The sequence below is a fragment of the Hydrogenophaga sp. PAMC20947 genome (assembly GCF_004795855.1).
Classification (GTDB): Bacteria; Pseudomonadota; Gammaproteobacteria; order Burkholderiales; family Burkholderiaceae_C; genus Hydrogenophaga.
Genome location: NZ_CP039252.1, coordinates 2,417,848 through 2,436,242, shown reverse-complemented (window position 1 = coordinate 2,436,242; position 18,395 = coordinate 2,417,848). Strand labels below are relative to the sequence as shown.

The 18,395-nt window shown below is 60.8% G+C and carries 15 protein-coding genes; 9 read left to right on the top strand and 6 right to left on the bottom strand.

The window, feature by feature from the left end; translation table 11 throughout:
* The first annotated feature begins 95 nt into the window (after positions 1-95).
* Positions 96-1,898 (top strand): acyl-CoA dehydrogenase, encoded by a 1,803-nt coding sequence (locus E5678_RS10935; RefSeq protein ID WP_136178555.1) that lies wholly within the window; start codon positions 96-98, stop codon positions 1,896-1,898.
* 24 nt (positions 1,899-1,922) lie between these two features.
* Here the strand turns inward: E5678_RS10935 and E5678_RS10930 are convergent, their stop codons facing one another.
* The 6 genes from E5678_RS10930 to msrB all read right to left on the bottom strand — a co-directional run bounded on the left by E5678_RS10930 (position 1,923) and on the right by msrB (position 7,374).
* Positions 1,923-2,666, bottom strand: coding sequence for an IclR family transcriptional regulator (locus E5678_RS10930; RefSeq protein ID WP_247597021.1), 744 nt, complete (start codon positions 2,664-2,666; stop codon positions 1,923-1,925).
* Between the two features lie 236 nt (positions 2,667-2,902).
* Positions 2,903-3,835 carry an electron transfer flavoprotein subunit alpha/FixB family protein gene (locus E5678_RS10925; RefSeq protein WP_136178553.1) on the bottom strand — a complete coding sequence of 311 codons (933 nt, stop codon included), beginning with the start codon at positions 3,833-3,835 and terminating at the stop codon, positions 2,903-2,905.
* 93 nt (positions 3,836-3,928) lie between these two features.
* Positions 3,929-4,678 (bottom strand): electron transfer flavoprotein subunit beta/FixA family protein, encoded by a 750-nt coding sequence (locus E5678_RS10920; RefSeq protein ID WP_136178552.1) that lies wholly within the window; start codon positions 4,676-4,678, stop codon positions 3,929-3,931.
* Between the two features lie 44 nt (positions 4,679-4,722).
* Positions 4,723-6,306 carry a class I adenylate-forming enzyme family protein gene (locus E5678_RS10915; RefSeq protein ID WP_136178551.1) on the bottom strand — a complete coding sequence of 528 codons (1,584 nt, stop codon included), beginning with the start codon at positions 6,304-6,306 and terminating at the stop codon, positions 4,723-4,725.
* Between the two features lie 430 nt (positions 6,307-6,736).
* On the bottom strand, positions 6,737-6,967 hold the full coding sequence (locus E5678_RS10910; RefSeq protein WP_136178550.1) for a SlyX family protein: 231 nt from the start codon (positions 6,965-6,967) through the stop codon (positions 6,737-6,739).
* Positions 6,964-7,374, bottom strand: coding sequence for a peptide-methionine (R)-S-oxide reductase MsrB (msrB, locus tag E5678_RS10905; protein ID WP_136178549.1), 411 nt, complete (start codon positions 7,372-7,374; stop codon positions 6,964-6,966). Before msrB ends, E5678_RS10910 begins: the two co-directional genes overlap by 4 nt.
* A 204-nt stretch (positions 7,375-7,578) precedes the next feature.
* Between msrB and E5678_RS10900 the strand changes: the two genes are divergently transcribed.
* From E5678_RS10900 to E5678_RS10865, 8 genes are all read left to right on the top strand, one after another.
* Positions 7,579-9,228 (top strand): 3-(methylthio)propionyl-CoA ligase, encoded by a 1,650-nt coding sequence (locus tag E5678_RS10900; protein WP_136178548.1) that lies wholly within the window; start codon positions 7,579-7,581, stop codon positions 9,226-9,228.
* Between the two features lie 143 nt (positions 9,229-9,371).
* The gene (locus tag E5678_RS10895) at positions 9,372-10,541 is read left to right on the top strand and encodes an ABC transporter substrate-binding protein (RefSeq protein WP_168708542.1); all 1,170 of its coding nucleotides are present in this window, start codon (positions 9,372-9,374) and stop codon (positions 10,539-10,541) included.
* A 170-nt stretch (positions 10,542-10,711) separates the two neighbouring features.
* On the top strand, positions 10,712-11,947 hold the full coding sequence (locus tag E5678_RS10890) for a branched-chain amino acid ABC transporter substrate-binding protein (RefSeq protein WP_136178546.1): 1,236 nt from the start codon (positions 10,712-10,714) through the stop codon (positions 11,945-11,947).
* 143 nt (positions 11,948-12,090) lie between these two features.
* Positions 12,091-13,038: a branched-chain amino acid ABC transporter permease gene (locus E5678_RS10885; protein ID WP_136178545.1), complete on the top strand. Its 948-nt coding sequence runs from the start codon at positions 12,091-12,093 to the stop codon at positions 13,036-13,038.
* 31 nt (positions 13,039-13,069) lie between these two features.
* On the top strand, positions 13,070-14,383 hold the full coding sequence (locus E5678_RS10880) for a branched-chain amino acid ABC transporter permease (RefSeq protein WP_247597020.1): 1,314 nt from the start codon (positions 13,070-13,072) through the stop codon (positions 14,381-14,383).
* A gap of 23 nt (positions 14,384-14,406) precedes the next feature.
* Positions 14,407-15,207 (top strand): ABC transporter ATP-binding protein, encoded by an 801-nt coding sequence (locus E5678_RS10875; protein ID WP_136178543.1) that lies wholly within the window; start codon positions 14,407-14,409, stop codon positions 15,205-15,207.
* Positions 15,200-15,895: an ABC transporter ATP-binding protein gene (locus E5678_RS10870; RefSeq protein WP_136178542.1), complete on the top strand. Its 696-nt coding sequence runs from the start codon at positions 15,200-15,202 to the stop codon at positions 15,893-15,895. The genes E5678_RS10875 and E5678_RS10870 overlap by 8 nt, the downstream gene beginning before the upstream one ends.
* Positions 15,896-16,241: 346 nt before the next feature.
* Positions 16,242-18,356, top strand: coding sequence for a 3-hydroxyacyl-CoA dehydrogenase NAD-binding domain-containing protein (locus tag E5678_RS10865; protein ID WP_136178541.1), 2,115 nt, complete (start codon positions 16,242-16,244; stop codon positions 18,354-18,356).
* Positions 18,357-18,395: the final 39 nt, after the last annotated feature.

Genomic DNA, 18,395 nt, shown 5'->3' with positions numbered 1-18,395 from the left:
CAATCTTTGTTCGATTGGACTGCTGTGCAGAACCAAATTCCAAATCAATCGCGATAATAGGCGCAAACAACTTGAACGTAAAGGCGGGTTTTCCTGTGAACGAAGAACTGATTTCTCGGCGCGATCTGGCTTTTCAGCTGTTTGAAGTGCAGAACGCGCAAGGGCTGACGCAGCGCACCCGCCATGCTGACCACAGCCGCGAAACCTTCGAGGCCGCGCTGGCGACCGCGCACCGCATCGCTGAGGACACGTTTGCGCCACACAACCGGGCGGCTGATGAAGCCGAGCCGCATGTGGTGGCCGGTGAGGTCGTGATGGTGCCCGGCGTGCAGGCGGCGGTGCGCGCCTATTGCGAGGCTGGCTTCCTGCAGGCGACGGCCGATGAATCGGCGGGTGGTATGCAGTTGCCGGTCCTGGTGGCGCAGGCGTGCCAATCAATCTTTCGCAGCGCCAACGTCGCCACCACGTCGTACGTGGGGCTCACGGCTTCCAACGCGAACGTGATCGAGAAGTTCGGCACGCCGCTCCAGCAGGCGCGCTACCTGGGTGCGCTGCGCGAAGGCCGGTTCTTCGGCACCATGGCGCTCACCGAGCCACAGGCCGGGTCCAGTCTGTCGGATCTCAAGACCAGCGCCACCCCACTGGACGACGGCAGCTATTCGATCAAGGGCAACAAGATTTTCATATCGGGCGGTGACCACAACCTGAGCGAAAACATCGTGCACCTGGTGCTGGCGCGGCTGCCCGGTTCGCCCGCCGGGGTGAAGGGGTTGTCGCTGTTCACCGTGCCCAAGTTCCGGGTGGACGAAGCTGGGCGGGTCGGCGCACGAAACGATGTGGCTTTGGGCGGGCTGATCCACAAATGCGGCTGGCGGGGCACCACCTCCACCCTGTTGTCGTTTGGTGAAAATGGGGCCTGTCTGGGTGAGATCGTAGGGCAGCCGAACCAAGGCTTGGCCTGCATGTTCCACATGATGAACGAGGCCCGCATCGGCGTGGGCATGGGTGCGATCATGCTGGGGTACCGGGGCTATCTGGCGTCCCTGCGGTACGCGCAGGAACGCGTGCAAGGCCGCCCGCTGGGCAACAAGGATCCTTTGAGCCCACCCGTGGCGCTGATTGAACACCCCGATGTGCGGCGCATGTTGCTGGCGCAAAAAAGTTATGTAGAGGGTGCGTACGGTCTGGCGATGATCGCCGCGCGCCTGGTCGATGAACAGCGCACCGGCGAGACCGAGAGCGCACGCACGGAGGCCAGTCTGCTGCTGGAGCTGCTCACACCGATCGTGAAATCATGGCCGTCACAGTGGTGCCTGGAAGCCAACAGCCTGGCAATCCAGATCCTCGGGGGCTACGGTTACACACGCGAATTTCCGGTTGAACAGTACTGGCGCGACAACCGCTTGAACATGATCCATGAGGGCACCCACGGTGTGCAGGCGCTGGACCTGCTGGGGCGCAAGGTGGTCATGAAGAGCGGGGCTGCGCTCATGCTGCTGACGCGCGAAATGGACACGACGATTGCACTCGCACTGGACGCCCCGCTGCTGCGGGCCCACGCGTTGCAACTGCAAAGCGCTTGGGGCGACATCGTCTCCAGCGTGGAACACCTGAAGCCCACGCTCGCTTCGGATGGCGAGGCTGCGCTGGCCAACGCCCACCTGTTTCTGGAAGCCTTCGGTCATGCGGTACTGGCCTGGAGCTGGTTGAAGCAGGCGGTGGTGGCCGATGCGGCCTTGCCAGCCGCTTGTGGCAGCACAGATGAATCGTTCTACCGGGGCAAGTTGCAGGCCTGCCAGTGGTTTTTCCGCTGGGAGTTGCCGCGCATCGGCGCCCAGCTCAGCTTGTTGCGCAGCCTGGACGACACCACCCGGAACATGCAGGCCGCCTGGTTCTGAGCGCTGGCACTGGTGGTTGGCCGCTCAGGTGGGCAAGGCTTCTTCGATGGAGCGCACCACCTGCAGCAGGCGGGGGCGGACTTCGTCCAGCAAAAACTTCGGTGACAGGTTGTACGAAGGGCCGCCCACGTTGACTGCCATGATGGGCAAGCCGTTGCCCGGATCAAACGCGCGCGCCACACCGTTGACTTCTTTGTTCCAGTCGCCAAACGAGCAGGTGATGCCCAGCGCCTGGTAGTCTTCCAGCGCCTTGTCGATGCCCGTTTTGACCTTTGGCCAGGACAGGTGGTCCAGTTCGCGGATCTGCTCCATGGCTTCCTGGCGCTCGTCCTGAGCGACGGCGGCCAGCCAGGCCCGCCCCATCGCCGACGTGGCCAGTGGCATGCGCGAACCCACATCGAGCGTGAGCGTGAGGGCTGCGGTGCTGCGGCAGTTTTCGACATAGATCATGGACAGCTTGTCGCGCACACCCAGCGAAACCGAAGCCCCCGAAAACTCGGCCAGCTCCATCATCATCGGGCGCGCAATTTTGCGCACATCGAGTTTGTTGAGCAGCGCACTGCCCAGCGCCAGACACGCGGTACCGAGCCGGTAGCGGCCGCTTTCCTGCACATGGATCAGATAGCCCAGCTTGGTCAGCGTCATGGTGAGTCGTGACACGGTGGACTTGGGCAGCTTGCAGCGCTGGGCCAGCTCCTGGTTGCTCAGGGTGATTTCACCGTGGCGAAAGCAGGACAGCACTTCAAGACCCCGCGCAAGGGCGGTCACAAAATGCCGGTCTTCCTTGGGCTTGCGGGCTTGCGGGGCTGGGGTGCGGGGGTGCCTGGCCCCGGCTTGCTCACTTTCGGGCGTTGACCCGCTGTCGTTGGTTTGCTCTGCGCTCAAAATGGAACTCCGTTCTGCAAATGCTGCATGGAACTTTATCCGCATTCCAGCGCTTTCGACCGGGGCTTGCAATGGGGTAAACCACCAGAGCCTGCCCCGGAAGGTGGAAAACCCCGTGCTTACAGCGCCTTGACGAGCTCAGGCACAGCCACGAACAGATCGGCCTCCAGGCCATAGTCGGCCACGGAGAAGATCGGTGCTTCGGGATCCTTGTTGATCGCCACGATCACTTTGGAATCTTTCATGCCAGCCAAATGCTGGATGGCACCCGAGATACCGCAGGCGATGTAGAGCTGGGGCGCGACGATCTTGCCCGTCTGGCCCACTTGCCAGTCGTTGGGCGCGTAGCCGGCGTCCACCGCCGCGCGACTGGCACCCAGAGCGGCACCCAGCTTGTCGGCCAAAGGCGTCATGACTTCGTCGAACTTCTCGCTCGAGCCCAGCGCGCGGCCACCAGAGACGATCACCTTGGCGGCGGTCAGCTCGGGGCGGTCGCTCTTGGCGATCTCGCTGCCCACAAACGTGCTCTTGCCGCTGTCGGCCACGGCTTCAGCCGTTTCCACTGCGGCAGAACCACCGGTGGCAGCGGCCGGATCAAACCCGGTCGTGCGCACGGTGATCACCTTGGTGGCGTCGGTGCTCTGCACCGTGGCGATGGCGTTGCCGGCGTAGATGGGGCGCTCGAAGGTATCGGCTGCGTCCACCTTGGTGATGTCGCTGATCTGGCCCACGTCCAGCGCAGCGGCCACGCGCGGCGCGATGTTCTTGCCGCTGGCGGTGGCGGGGAACAGGATGTGGCTGTAGTTCGATGCAATGGCCAGCACCTGAGCGGCCATGTTCTCGGCCAGGCCGTGTTCCAGGTAAGCCGCATCGGCGTGGATGACTTTGGCCACACCGGCGATGGCCGCGGCGGCCTTGGCGGCTTCACCCGCGTTGTGTCCGGCGATAAGCACATGCACATCACCACCGCAGGCCACAGCGGCGGTCACGGTGTTGAGCGTGGCGCCTTTGACGGAGGCGTTGTCGTGTTCAGCAATAACGAGAGAGGTCATGATGAGATTCCAGAAAAAATGTTCGAACGAAGTGCCTTAACCCAGGGCGCCGTGGAACCGGCTTTGCCGGACCACCAGCGCCGCGCGGGGGGGTCAAATCACCTTGGCTTCGTTCTTGAGTTTGTCCACCAGCGTCGCCACATCGGGCACCATGATGCCGGCGCCGCGCTTGGGCGGCTCAGTGACCTTCAAGGTCTTGATGCGGGGGGTGACGTCCACGCCCAGGTCTTCGGGCTTCATGATGTCCATCTGCTTCTTCTTGGCCTTCATGATGTTGGGCAGCGTCACATAACGCGGCTCATTCAGGCGCAGGTCGGTGGTGATGATCGCGGGCATGGACAGGCTCAAGGTCTCCAGACCGCCGTCCACTTCGCGCGTCACGTTGACTTTGTCGCCAGCGACTTCCACCTTGCTGGCGAAGGTGCCCTGGGGCAGGCCGGTCAGCGCAGCCAGCATCTGGCCGGTCTGGTTGCAATCGTCATCGATGGCCTGCTTGCCCAAAATCACGAGGCCGGGTTGCTCTTTGTCCATCAGGGCCTTGAGCAGCTTGGCCACGGCCAGGGGCTGCAGCTCTTCGGTGGTTTCGATCAGGATGGCGCGGTCCGCGCCAATGGCCATGGCCGTGCGCAGGGTTTCCTGGCACTGGGTGACACCGCAAGACACGGCGATCACTTCGGTCACGACACCCTTTTCTTTCAGGCGCACGGCTTCTTCGACCGCGATCTCGTCAAACGGATTCATGCTCATCTTGACGTTGGCAATATCCACGCCGCTGCCGTCGCTCTTGACGCGCACCTTGACGTTGTAATCCACCACACGTTTGACGGGGACGATGACCTTCATGGGAAGACTCCTGTGATTCAAAAAAATAGAAAGGGGGAGGGGACTCAGGGAATTTGAGCCGTGACTTGAGCCGCAGCCTGAGCGTTGATCTGAGCCGTGAGGTGCTCGCGCAATTCGCGCTTGAGCACTTTGCCGATGGCGCTGCGGGGGAGTTCATCCACGAAGTGCATCGCCGACAGGCGCTGGGTCTTGCCAGAGCGTTCGTTGTGCCAAGCCAGCAGCTCAGGTTCGCCCACGGTCGTACCCGCCTGGCACACCACAAAGGCCACCGGGGTTTCGCCCCATTGTTCGGAAGGCATGCCGACCACGGCCACATCGGCGACAGCCGGGTGCTGACGCAGCAAGCCTTCGAGATCGCTGGGGTACACGTTGAAACCGCCGCTGATGATCATGTCTTTGCGGCGGTCCATGAGCACCAGAAAACCGTCGGCGTCGAAGCGTCCGACATCACCGGTGCGGATGAAACGCTTGCCTGCGGCGTCAAACCACTCGGCCTCGCGGGTTTTCTCCGGCTGACCGTGGTAGCCGGTCATCATGCCGGGCGAGTGGCCCACCACTTCCCCGGCTTCACCTGCGGGCATTTCCTGGCCGGCTTCGTCGATCAGACGGATGTCATGCCCAGACGCGGGTTGGCCCACGGTGTGCAGTTTATCCAGGTGTTCGTGAGCGTCGAGGATGCAGGTGCCGCCGCCTTCTGTCATGCCGTAGAACTCGACCAGGGCCCCGGGCCAGCGCTTGACCACGTCGGCCTTGAGCGCGGCGTTGAAAGGCGCACTGGTGCAGAACTTCACCTGAGAGGCCGATAGATCGTGGCGATCGAAATCGGGCAGCGCCATGAGGCGCTGGTACTGAACCGGCACCAGCATGGTGTGGGTGATGCGTTCGGCCGCGGCCGTGGCGGCGTAGCGTTCGGCGTCGAACTTGGCCATCAGGTGCACGCACCCGCCGAAGGCCAGCGTGGGGAAGAACACGACCAGCGTGGTGTTGGAGTAGAGCGGGGTGGAGAGCAGGGTTCGGGTGTCCCGCCCATAGCCGTAGGTCAGGCCGCGGCGCACATGGGTCCAGCGCATCCCGTGGGATTGCACGATGCCCTTGGGGGTGCCTGTGGTGCCCGACGAATAAATGATGTTGAACGGCCACTCCGGCTGCACGTCGACTGGCTTGGGCTTTGCCCCTTCGTCGGCCAGCCACGCGCTGAAGGGGGTGCCGCGCAGTTTGTCATCGAGCCAGACCACATGCGACGGGGGCAGATCGCCGGGAATCAGGTCGGCGGCGCTGCGGTCGACAAACAGCCGCTTTGCGCCCGCGTCGCGCAGCATGGCGGCCAGGCTGTCGGCGGTGACCGATGGCGCCAGCGGGGCGACCACCACGCCGGCTCGCAAGGCGCCGAGGTAGAGCGCGGCATAGCGCATCGACGAGCTGGCGCAGATGGCAATGCAGTCGCCGGGCAACAAACCGTCGCGCTGCAAAGCCGCGGCCACGCGGTCCATCTTGGCGTCCAGGGCGGCGTAGCTCAGGGACTGCGCTCCGTCGCTCAGCGCGGTCTGCCCGGGCTGCGCCCGCGCGTGTTCGCGCACCAGCTCCGTGATGACGATGAACGGCGTGTCGGCGGAAAAATTCAAGTCCATGAGGGGGTTCCTGTAACGGGTCGCACCGGACGCGATCCTTAGGCCGGCGGAGTTCAAAACGGGTTGCTGAACCGCGATGGTATTTTCGCGGAATCTAATTCTGCAGTGCAGATTATGGTCCGGCGGGGTGGCGATGGCAATCCAGGTTTGGGTTGCTGTCGTTCCCGGCCCGCGCTGCTCGCGGCCGAACACACAGGTTGTGAGCGCGCCGACGGGCGCCAATGGATGCGCGGGGTTCAGGGCAGGCAGAACATGGCCTGCGGGTTGGTGCAGTTCTCAGCGCCCGGGTCCCTATCTGCCAGACGCCATCCCGCGCTGATGGGCCAGTGGCACGGCATCAGGCTGCATGTTTGACGAGCGTGAGGTGTGCGCCAATGCCCCGGGATGCCACGCGCAGACGGGCCGTGGGCTCGCCCTGCGCACGGTCAGTTCAATAGTGCGGTGGCAGTTCGTCGCGCGGATTTTGCGCCGCGGCCATGCCAGGCTCGTTGCCTTGCTGGTGAAGCTGGCCGACCTCGCGCAGCAGCATTGAAATGTCTTGCTGCTGGCGGGCCACCAGCGCGTTGAGCGTGTCGAGCAAATCCTCGTTGTAGCTCAGTTTAATTTCCAGTTCGGTGATGCGCTCATCGGTTCTGGTTTCGAAAGTGGGCGCATTGCTCATGACTTGGGATCGTGTTCCAGTGAAGCGGAGTTCATGCAGTAGCGCAGGCCGGAGGGCGCAGGCCCGTCTTCAAACACGTGGCCCAGGTGGGCGCCGCACTGGCTGCACACGGTTTCGACCCGGGTCATGCCCAGGCTGCGGTCGGTGATGTCGGTGATGGCGCCCTCGACCGGCTTCCAGAAACTGGGCCACCCGCAGCCCGAGTCGAACTTGGTGCCGGCATCGAACAGGTGGTTGCCGCAGCACACGCAGTGGTAACTGCCGTCGGACCAGACTTCTTCGTACTTGCCGGTGAAGGGCCGTTCGGTACGGGCGTGGCGGGTGATTTCGAACGCGCCTGGCTCAGCGCCTTTTTGCTCGAGCAGGGCGCGCCATTCTTCGTCGGTTTTCTGGATCGGGAAAGTCATGGTCGTTCTCCTGTGTGTCCGGCGCCGTGGCGCGGTGTGGGATCAATTGTCACCCGGATGACTGGACCCTGTGCCGGCCGGGGGCTATTGGGGTTGCTGCGCCTTGGAACGGGCCGAACTCTGGGGCATGATGCGAACGATCGGTCCATTTTTGTGTGTCCCACACCGTTTTTTGAGTTGATAACCCCCTAAGGAGATACCCCCATGCTGGGTCAAATGCAAAGCCAACCGTTGCTGATTTCGTCGTTGATCGTCCACGCCGAGCGCCACCACGCGACGGGTGAAATCGTCTCGCGCCGGGTCGAAGGCGATATCCACCGCAGCAACTGGGCCGAGATCGCCCGGCGCTCCCGCCAGGTGGCGAACGCGCTGGATGGCCTTCACCTGTCTTCTGGCGACCGCGTGGCCACGCTGGCCTGGAATGGCTACCGGCATCTGGAGCTGTATTTCGGCGTGAGCGGAACCGGTCGCGTGTTGCACACCCTCAATCCGCGCCTGCACCCCGAGCAGCTCGCCTGGATCATCAACCATGCCGATGATCGCGCGATCTGCTTTGACATGAGTTTCCTGCCGTTGGTGCAAGCTGTGGCCAAACATTGCCCAGGCGTGAAGCATTGGGTGGCACTGTGTGACGCAGACAAGCTGCCCGCAGACAGCGGCGTGCCCGGTTTGCTGAGCTACGAAGCCTGGATGGGCGCCTGCGAGGACACCTACATCTGGCCCGAGCTGGACGAAGACAGTGCATCGAGCATGTGCTACACCAGTGGCACCACGGGCAACCCCAAGGCGGCCCTGTATTCCCACCGCTCCACCATCCTCCACGCCTACAGTGGCGCGTTGCCCGACTCGCTCAACCTGAGCGCGCGCGACAGCGTCTTGCCTGTGGTGCCCATGTTCCACGTCAACGCCTGGGGCATCCCGTATTCCGCCGCCGCCACCGGTTGCAAGCTGGTGTTTCCCGGCCCTGCCATGGACGGCAAGTCGATCTACGAATTGCTGGAATCAGAAAAGGTCACCATGGCCGCCGGCGTGCCCACCGTCTGGCAGATGCTGCTGGGTCACATGCAGGCCGAAGGGCTGAAGTTCAGCACCATGAAGCGCACGGTCATCGGGGGATCCGCCTGCCCACCCGCCATGATCCACGCATTCAATGACACCTATGGTGTGACCGTGTTGCACGCTTGGGGCATGACCGAAATGTCGCCGCTCGGCACCGTGGGCACCCTCAAGAACGAGCAAATGTCCTTGCCCCCCGAAGAGCAGACCAAGATCTTGCTCAAGCAAGGTCGCGCGGTCTATGGCGTTGACATGAAAATCGTCAACGAAGCCGGCGAAGAATTGCCCTGGGATGGCAAGGCGTCTGGCGATTTGCTGGTGCGTGGCCCCTGGATCATTGCCAGCTACTTCAAAGGTGAAGGTGGCGATCCGCTGCGTTACGACGCTGCGGGCAAAGGCTGGTTCCCCACCGGCGACGTGGCCACCATCGATCCGCAAGGTTTCATGCAAATCACCGACCGCAGCAAAGACGTGATCAAGTCGGGTGGCGAGTGGATCAGCTCCATCGATGTCGAGAACATCGCCATGGCGCATCCTTCGGTCGCCATGGCCGCCTGTATCGGCATGAAGCACCCCAAGTGGGACGAGCGCCCGATTGTGGTGGTGATGAAGAAGCCGAATACAGAGGTCACGCGCGATGCGTTGCTGGCCTTCTTTGAGGGCAAGATCGCCAAATGGCAGATCCCGGATGATGTGGTGTTTGTCGATGCCATCCCATTGGGCGCCACCGGCAAGATGCAAAAAATGATCTTGCGTCAACAGCTCAAGGACTACGTCTTGCCCACTTTGGCCGCTTGAGCGTTTCGCCTCTGGTGCCGGTGCCGCAGTGCCCGAGCCTTCCAACCCAACCGGCTCCCGGGGCCACGACCCGTCGGTCGACGTTGGGTTGGATGGCTGCGGGGCTGGGGTTGTGGGCAGCGCCCGCCAGCGCTTCACTTGCCTTGGTCGAGCCACGTGTGCGCATCGCTTTCATCGACCCGCTGTCGGGCCCAACCGCCGGTATTGGCCGCAATGCCTTGCGCACCTGGCAATTCATGGCCCGCAAGCTGGGCGGCGTTGACAACCCGGCGGGGGTGTCGCTGACCGTGGCGGGATTTGACAACAAGGGTTCGCCACAGGAAAGCCTCAATGCGATGAAGGCGGCCATCGATCAAGGCTTTCGCTACATCGTCCAAGGCAATGGGTCAGGGGTGGCTACCGCGATCGTGGAGGCTGTTGAGCGCCACAACCTGCGCCACCCGGACCGCGCTGTGCTCTACATCAACTATGCGGCCATGGATCCGGTGCTGACTCAGGAGGGATGCAGTTACTGGCATGTGCGCATCGATGCAGATACTTCGATGAAGACGCAGGCGCTGGCCCGTTTTTTGGGCAGTCAGTCCGATCTGGAGCGTGTGTACCTGCTGAACCAGAACCATGCCCATGGACAGCAGGCTTCGTTTCACTTCAAGGAGGCGTTGACGCGGCTCGCTCCCCGGGTGAGCGTGGTGGGTGAAGCGCTGCATCCGCCATTCCAGGGGCAGGATTTTTCCCCCTTGGTGCAGCAGGTTCAAGCCTCAGGTGCGCAAGCGTTGGTGACGGCCAATGGGGGGAGCGATTTGCAGGAACTGGTCGCCTGCATGGTCGATAAAAAAATGGAAACGCCTCTGTATGCCTACTACCTCAACCACCCAGGGGTGCCCGCCGTGCTGGCAGATGCGCGGCGGCGCTTCCCTGCGTATCAGGTCGCCTGTGGCCATACCAACCTGCCTGGGCGCGTGGGGGCGCTGGCGCGCGAGTTCCGGCGTGAAACGGGAGAGGATCTGGTGTTTTATGCAGCCTATGATGGTGTTGCCATGCTGATCCATGCCATGAGGTTTGCTGAATCCACCGATGCCGCGCGGGTGACCGCGCGGATCAGCGGCATGCTTTTTAAGGGGTTCAATGGACCGGTCCAGATCAACCCCGAAGACCACCAGCTGCAAAAGGGGGTGTTTGTGTCCCGGTGGCAAAACGTCAATGCCGAATACCCGGTTGCGGCCGAAGAAACCGACTTTACATTTGCGCCGATCCGGTACTTCGAAGCCGGCCAGCTGAGCGGGAATTCAAGCTGTCAGATGCGCCGGCCCTGATGTACGCGATCTGTCTGCGGAGGTCGAAGCAACCGCTGGCAGGTCTGCAGTGCGCCGCGTTCTTGCAAGCGCCAAGTCACCTGTGTGATACGGGCTAGGGGCAATCCCTGACGCACGGATGCGGTCTAGCCACTACGCTATGGTTTTTGTCACTCGAAGGAGACCCATTTATGTCGTTCGTCCTGAAATCTGTCGCCGTTGCCGCCCTTGCCGCCTCAATGTCTGGGGCCTTTGCCCAAAGCGGTGAGACCGTGCGGATTGCTTTCATCGACCCGCTGTCTGGCCCTTTCGCGAACGTGGGTCAAAACCAGCTCAAGAGCTGGCAGTTTGTGGCCGAAGCCAAGAGTGGCAAGGCCAACCCGGCAGGTGTCAATTTTGAGGTGGTGGGCTTTGACAACAAGGCGTCTCCTCAAGAGAGCTTGAACTCCCTCAAGGCCGCGATCGATCAGGGTTTCCGTTATGTGGCGCAGGGCAACGGTTCGGGTGCCGCGGCGGCAATCTCCGATGCCGTCGCCAAACACAACAAGCGCAATCCAGGCAAAGAGGTGGTCTTCCTCAACTATGCGGCGGTGGATCCTTCGCTGACCAACGAAAAATGTGACTACTGGCATTTCCGCCTGGATGCAGATACCACCATGAAGATGGAAGCGCTGACCAGCTTCATGAAAGACCAGCCCCAGGTCAAGAAGGTCTTCATCATTGGCCAGAACTACTCACACGGGCAGCAAGTCTCCAAGTATTTCAAGGAAGGCATCAGCCGCAAGCGCCCTGATATTCAAATCGTGGGTGATGATCTGCACCCGATTGCCCAGGTGAAAGACTTCTCCCCTTACGTGGCCAAAATCAAGCAGTCGGGTGCCGACGCTATCGTGACTGGCAACTGGGGTACCGACTTGACCTTGCTGGTTAAGGCCTTGGGTGACGCGGGTCTGAACATTCCCATGTACACCTACTACGCAGGTGTTACGGGTACCCCAACCGCGCTGGCTGCCGCAAACGCCAGTGAGGTGTACGTGATCGCCTATGGCCATTCCAACATGCCTGGCGAACTGGGCAAGCTTACGGCCGACTACAAGAAAAAGTTCAACGACGATTACTACACCTTTGCGACCTACAACGGCATCAACATGGTGGCAGCCGCTGCGGCCAAAGCCAAGTCCATCGATCCGGTGAAAGTGGCAGCAGCGATGGAAGGCCTGGAAATCAAGAGTTTCGCGGGTGACATCACCATGCGCAAGACAGATCACCAGTTGCAACAGTCCATGTTTGTCACCAGGTGGGAGAAGGTTTCGGCCAAGTACCCCTACAGCGTTGAGAACACTGGCTACACGTTCGTGCCTGTCAAGCAGATGGAGCCCTATGTGGCCAGCACGCCCACCAGCTGTGACATGAAGCGCCCTGGATGATGTGGGAGTGGGTCGACTGATTGACGACCCGCCACCACACCAGTGGTAAATCATTGGCGGGCCCGCTCTCTCACCGTTTCTATTGACCGGCGGAGAGCGGGCCTTTGTTTTTTTGATTTGATTTCAGCCTAGCGCTACCGCACATGGAATTTTTCACCATCTCGTTGCTCAATGGGGTGAGCTACGGCCTGTTGCTGTTTATGCTCAGTTCGGGCTTGACCCTGATTTTCAGCATGATGGGCGTGCTCAATTTTGCGCACGCCAGCTTTTACATGCTGGGGGCTTATCTGGCCTATACGCTGATGCAGGTCGTTGGCTTCTGGCCAGCGCTCTTTATCTCGCCCTTGCTGGTCGGACTGATGGGTGCGCTGTTTGAAAAGTATGCCTTGCGCCGGGTGCACAAGTTTGGGCACGTGCCCGAGTTGCTGATCACCTTTGGCCTCAGTTACATCATCCTTGAACTGGTGCAGCTGGTCTGGGGCACCAGTTCAATGGACTACCGCGTTCCTGATGAACTCAGTGGACCGCTGTTCACGCTGTGGGGTACCCAGTTCCCCATGTACCGCGGCTTCATGATGGCCGTGTCTTTGCTGATGTTGATCGCCATCTGGCAACTCTTGACCCGCACCCGCATCGGGCTGGTGATTCAGGCTGCGCTGACGCATCCGGAAACGGCCGAGACGCTGGGGCACAACGTGCCGCGGGTGTTCATGATGGTGTTTGGCGGCGGTGCGGCCTTGGCGGGCCTGGCCGGTGTGATCGGTGGCAATGCGTTTGTCACCGAGCCCGGTATGGCGATTTCATTGGGTCCGATCATTTTTGTGGTGGTGGTGGTGGGTGGCATGGGTTCACTTTCGGGTGCCTTCCTGGCATCGCTGCTGATCGGCGTTGTGCAGACCTTCGCGGTGGCCATTGACGCTTCTGTGGTGACAGCCTTCCAAGCATTCAATGTTTTGATCTCACAAGACACCTTCGGCTATTCCCTTCTGAAACTCAAGATCAGCCAGGTGGCGCCCATCCTGCCTTACCTGTTTCTGGTCTTGATCCTGATATTCCGACCCCGTGGTCTCCTTGGTACCCGGGAGGGCTGACAACATGAATACACACGTTTCTGCCACCACCATGCCTACCCAGTCTGCCAAGGATCGCCAGTACTACGCGTTCAAGCCCATCAATGTAGGCAGGTGGGTCATCTGGAGTGCATTTGCCCTGCTGCTGGTGTTTGCACCCTTGATCTGGACCAGCAGCCTCTCTCAAACGATGCTGTCCCAGATGGGCATCGCCATCATCATTTGCCTGAGCTACAACATGCTCTTGGGTCAGGGTGGCATGCTCAGTTTCGGTCATGCGGTTTATACCGGTATGGGCGCATTTCTGGCCATTCACACCCTGAACCATATTTCTGACGGCGTGTGGCCGATTCCGGTGAGCCTGGTGCCCATCGCCGGTGGTTTGGGCGCAGCGCTGGTCGCGGTGCTGCTGGGCTGGGTGACCACCAAGAAAGCGGCCACGCCTTTCGCCATGATCACCCTGGGTATCGGTGAGCTGGTGTGGGCCATGTCGCTGATGTTTCCGGAATTCTTCGGCGGCGAGGGCGGTATCTCGGGCAACCGGGTGGCTGGCGCCAAACCCTGGGGCATCACTTTCGGGCCACAGATTCAGCTGTACTACCTGATTGCGATCTACACCTTTGTGTGCACGGCCGTGATGTTTGCGTTCACGCGAACGCCGCTGGGACGCATGCTCAACGCGGTTCGCGACAACCCTGAGCGCGTGGCCTTCGTGGGCTATGACACGCAAATGGTGCGCTACATCTCTTTCATCGTTGCCGCTTTCTTTGCAGGTGTGGCTGGGGGTCTGTCCAGTTTGAACTTTGAGATCGTGACGTCAGAAGTGGTGGGTGCTGCGCGCTCGGGTGCCTACCTGCTGTTCACCTTCCTGGGTGGGGCCACTTTCTTCTTCGGCCCCATCATCGGTGGCGTGCTGATGGTGATGGCCTTCGTGCTGTTGTCTGAGTTCACCAAGGCCTGGCTGCTCTATCTGGGCTTCATCTTCTTGTTCATGGTGATGTATGCCCCCGGCGGCGTGGCCAGCCTGATCATGATGAATGTTCGGGTGGCCGCGTTCGGCTTTCTCAAACGCCTGGTCCCCAGCTACCTGTTGCTCGCGGCCTTGACGGTGGCGCTGTTCGCTACCGGTGGATCGCTCATCGAAATGCTTTATCACCTGCAGCTCAACGCAGCCATGGGCGACGAGCTGACGTTCATGGGCATCACCCTGAATGTGCGCAGCATGGTCAGCTGGCTGGGTTGTATTTTGGGATTTGCCGTGAGTCTGGGTCTGTTCGAATGGGTGCGGCGATCGTTCGCATCCAAGTGGAGCAGTGTGCAGACCGCGATTGAAAAAGAAATCAAGCGCCGGGAGGCCGCCCTGTGAATGCAGTACTGAAAGCCAAAAACATGTCATCTCCTGCATCCAGCGAATACGCCTTGGAGCTGCGCAACCTGCGAAAGAGCTTTGGCCGTACCGAGATCATTCGAGGTATCGATCTGGCCGTGAAACACGGTGAACGCATTGCCATCATCGGCCCCAACGGCGCTGGCAAGTCCACTTTGTTCAATCTGATTTCAGGCCGCTTTGAACCCACCAGCGGCGATGTGATGCTGGGCGGCCAGCGCATCAACGGCTTGCGTCCGTTTGAGATCAACCGCATGGGGCTGTCCCGCAGTTTCCAGATCACAAACATCTTTCCCAAGCTGAGTGTTTTCGAGAACCTGCGCTGCAGCGTGCTCTGGAGCCTGGGCTACAAATACACCCTGTTCCGCTTTCTGGCCGATCTCCACGACGCCAATGAGCGCGCCGATCAGCTCATGCAGATGATCCACCTCGATAAAAAGCGCGATGTGTTGGCCATGAACCTCACCTATGCAGAGCAGCGAGCTTTGGAAATTGGCATCACCATCGCAGGGGGTGCCAACGTCATTTTGCTGGACGAGCCCACCGCGGGCATGAGCAATTCGGAAACGAGCCGGTTCATCGAGCTCATTCGCGATGTAACGGAGGGCAAGACTCTGCTCACCGTGGAGCACGACATGGGTGTGGTGTTTGGCTTGGCCGACAAGATTGCGGTGGTGGTCTACGGCGAAGTGCTGGCATTTGACACGCCCGATGCCGTGCGCGCCAATGCCCGGGTGCAGGAAGCCTATCTCGGCACCATGTTGGAAGATGAAGCCGAAACCGAAGGAGGTGCCCATGCTTGAGATCAAGGATCTTCACGCCTATTACGGCAAAAGCCATGTGTTGCACGGCGTTTCATTTCAGGTGGGCAAGGGCGAGATCGTTGCTTTGATGGGGCGCAATGGCTCCGGCCGATCCACCACCGCCAAAGCCGTCATGGGCTTGGTCGATTGCACCGGCAAGGTCGAGTGGCAAGGCAAATCCATTCAGGGCAAAAAGCCGTTTGAGATTGCCCACCTTGGTTTGGGCTATGTGCCTGAAAATCGAGACATTTTCCCCAAGTTGACGGTGCACCAGAACCTGTTGCTTGGGCAAAAAGGCAATGGTAAAGGGGCGCGCTGGAGTTTTCAGGACATGTACGGCATGTTCCCCCGGCTCAAGGAGCGCGAGCACACCGAAGCCGGCGTGTTGTCGGGCGGCGAGCAGCAAATGCTGACGCTGTGCCGAACGCTCATGGGCGACCCGGATCTCATCATCATTGATGAGCCGACCGAAGGTTTGGCGCCCAAGATTGTCGAACTGGTGGGGCAATACCTGCAAACGCTCAAAAGCCGCGGCGTCTCTGTCTTGCTGATCGAGCAGAAGTTGACCATCGCCATGGCCATTTCAGATCGGGTGATGGTCATGGGCCATGGGAGCATCGTCTTCCAGGGAACGCCCGCCAGTTTGCGAGCCGATCCCGCCGTGCGCAAGGAATGGCTGGAGGTTTAGAGCCCCCGCACCGCCTCCGGCGCCACCCCCCAATGGGGGACGGCACTGGCGGCCAGGCGGAGGGTTCTGAGGTGCCCTGGGTAAAACACAGTCTCCGGAGCAGAGTGTCTTCAACTCAGGACGCCGTGGAACCGGCTCCGCCGGGCCACCCGCATCGCCCTCTGGGGGGTGACGCCGCAGGCGGCGCGGGGGGATCTCCGCTTCGCGGCGCAGGGGAGTACCCTGGGTCTCCTGACTCACTTGCGACAACCACCCCTTGTGGCGGTGCACAATGTTTCTAAAATAGTACGATCGTTCGTTTTCGAATGACAATTTCACGAACCCCGAACAACCCGAAGGAGATTTCATGACCGCTGAGTACCAGGTCCACGGCGATGTGGCCGTCATCACACTGAACAACCCCCCGGTCAACGGTCTGGGTTTGTCGACCCGCCGCGGCATCACCGACGGTCTGGCCAAGGCCGAGGCTGATGCAGCCGTGAAATCCATCGTGATCACCGGCGCCGGCAAGGCGTTTTCGGGTGGTGCAGACATCCGCGAATTTGGCAAGCCAGAGGCCCTCGTTGAGCCCAACCTGCTGAGTGTGATTCTGGCCATTGAAGCCGCTTCCAAGCCCGTGGTTGCTGCTGTTCACAGTGTTTGCATGGGCGGTGGGCTTGAACTCGCCCTGGGCTGCCATTACCGCATCACAGCCCCAGGCTGCAGCGTGGCTTTGCCCGAAGTGAAGCTGGGACTCATTCCAGGTGCCGGTGGTACGCAGCGCCTGCCGCGCGTGATCGGTGTGGAGGCTGCGCTCAACATGATTGTGTCGGGCGAGCCGGTCAAGAGCGAATTGCTCGCCAGCGTCCCTGGCCAGAAGTTGTTCGACAAGCTGGCCAAGGCGCCTGAGTCGCTCGCTGAAGAGGCTCTGGCATTTGCCAAGGAAGTTGCCGCCAAGCACGCCGACGGTTCTGCGCTGCCACTGGTGCGCAACCTGCCATGCAAGCATCCCATGGGCGACGCGTACTTCCAGTTCGCGCGCAACATGGTCAAAGGCATGGCCAAGAATTTCCCGGCGCCCGCCAAGTGTGTGGACGCAGTGGAAGCCGCCACCAAGCAGAAGTTCAATCAGGGCATGGCGACCGAACGTGAGATTTTTACCAATCTCATGTTCACGTCCGAGAGCCGTTCATTGCGCCATTTGTTCATGGCCGAGCGCGCAGCCTCCAAGATCCCTGATGTGCCTGCGGACACCAAGCAGCGCGAAATCAAGTCGGTGGCCGTGATCGGTGCTGGCACCATGGGTGGCGGCATTTCCATGAACTTCCTGAACGCCGGCATTCCGGTGAAGATTCTGGAGATGAAGCAGGAAGCCATCGACAAGGGCTTGGCCATCATCAAGAAAAACTACGAATCCCAGGTCAAGAAAGGCAAGCTCAAGCAGGACAAGTACGACCAGCGCATGAGCCTGCTCACGACCACGCTGAGCTACGACGATCTGAAAGACGCCGATATGGTGATCGAGGCGGTGTTCGAAGAAATCGGCGTGAAAGAAGCTGTGTTCAAAGAGCTCGACCGTGTCATGAAGCCCGGTGCGATCCTGGCATCCAACACATCCACGCTGGACGTGGACAAGATTGCCTCTTTCACCAAGCGTCCACAAGACGTGGTGGGTCTGCACTTCTTCAGTCCGGCCAACGTCATGAAGCTGCTGGAAGTCGTGCGCGGCAAGGAAACCGCCAAAGACGTGATGGCCACGGTCATGACCGTGGCCAAGAAAATCCGCAAGACCGCTGTGGTCTCAGGTGTTTGCGATGGTTTTATCGGCAACCGCATGATCGAGCAATACGGTCGTCAAGGGGGGTTCTTGCTCGACGAAGGCTGCACGCCTGCGCAGGTCGACAAAGCCATGGAGAAGTTTGGCATGGCCATGGGTCCGTTCCGCATGGGCGATCTGGCCGGCAACGACATCGGCTGGGCAATCCGCAAGCGCCGCTCCACCGAGCAGGCCGACATGAAATACAGCAAGACCGCTGACCTGTTGTGCGAAAAAGGCCGCTTCGGTCAAAAGACCGGTGCAGGCTGGTACGACTATGTGCCGGGCAAGCGCGATGCGATCCCGAACGCCGAAGTGGTGACGATGATCGAAGACTATCGCAAGTCACAAGGCATCACGCCACGCAAGATTTCCGACGAAGAAATCGTGCAACGCCTGGTGTTTGCACTGGTCAACGAAGCTGCCCACATTCTGGAAGAGGGCATTGCCAACAAGGCCAGCGACATCGATGTGGTCTACATCTTCGGCTATGGTTTCCCGATCCACCGTGGCGGCCCGTTGCAGTACGCCGATGAGGTGGGCCTGTTCAACGTGACACAAGCCATGAAGCGCTTCGCCAAGAACCCGCTGGACGACGGCAAGTTCTGGGAGCCGGCGCCTTTGCTGGCCCGTCTGGTCGCCGAAGGCAAAACATTCAACGGTTGAGCTGAACACCACAGCCACAACAAGCCCCTACAGCTCAAC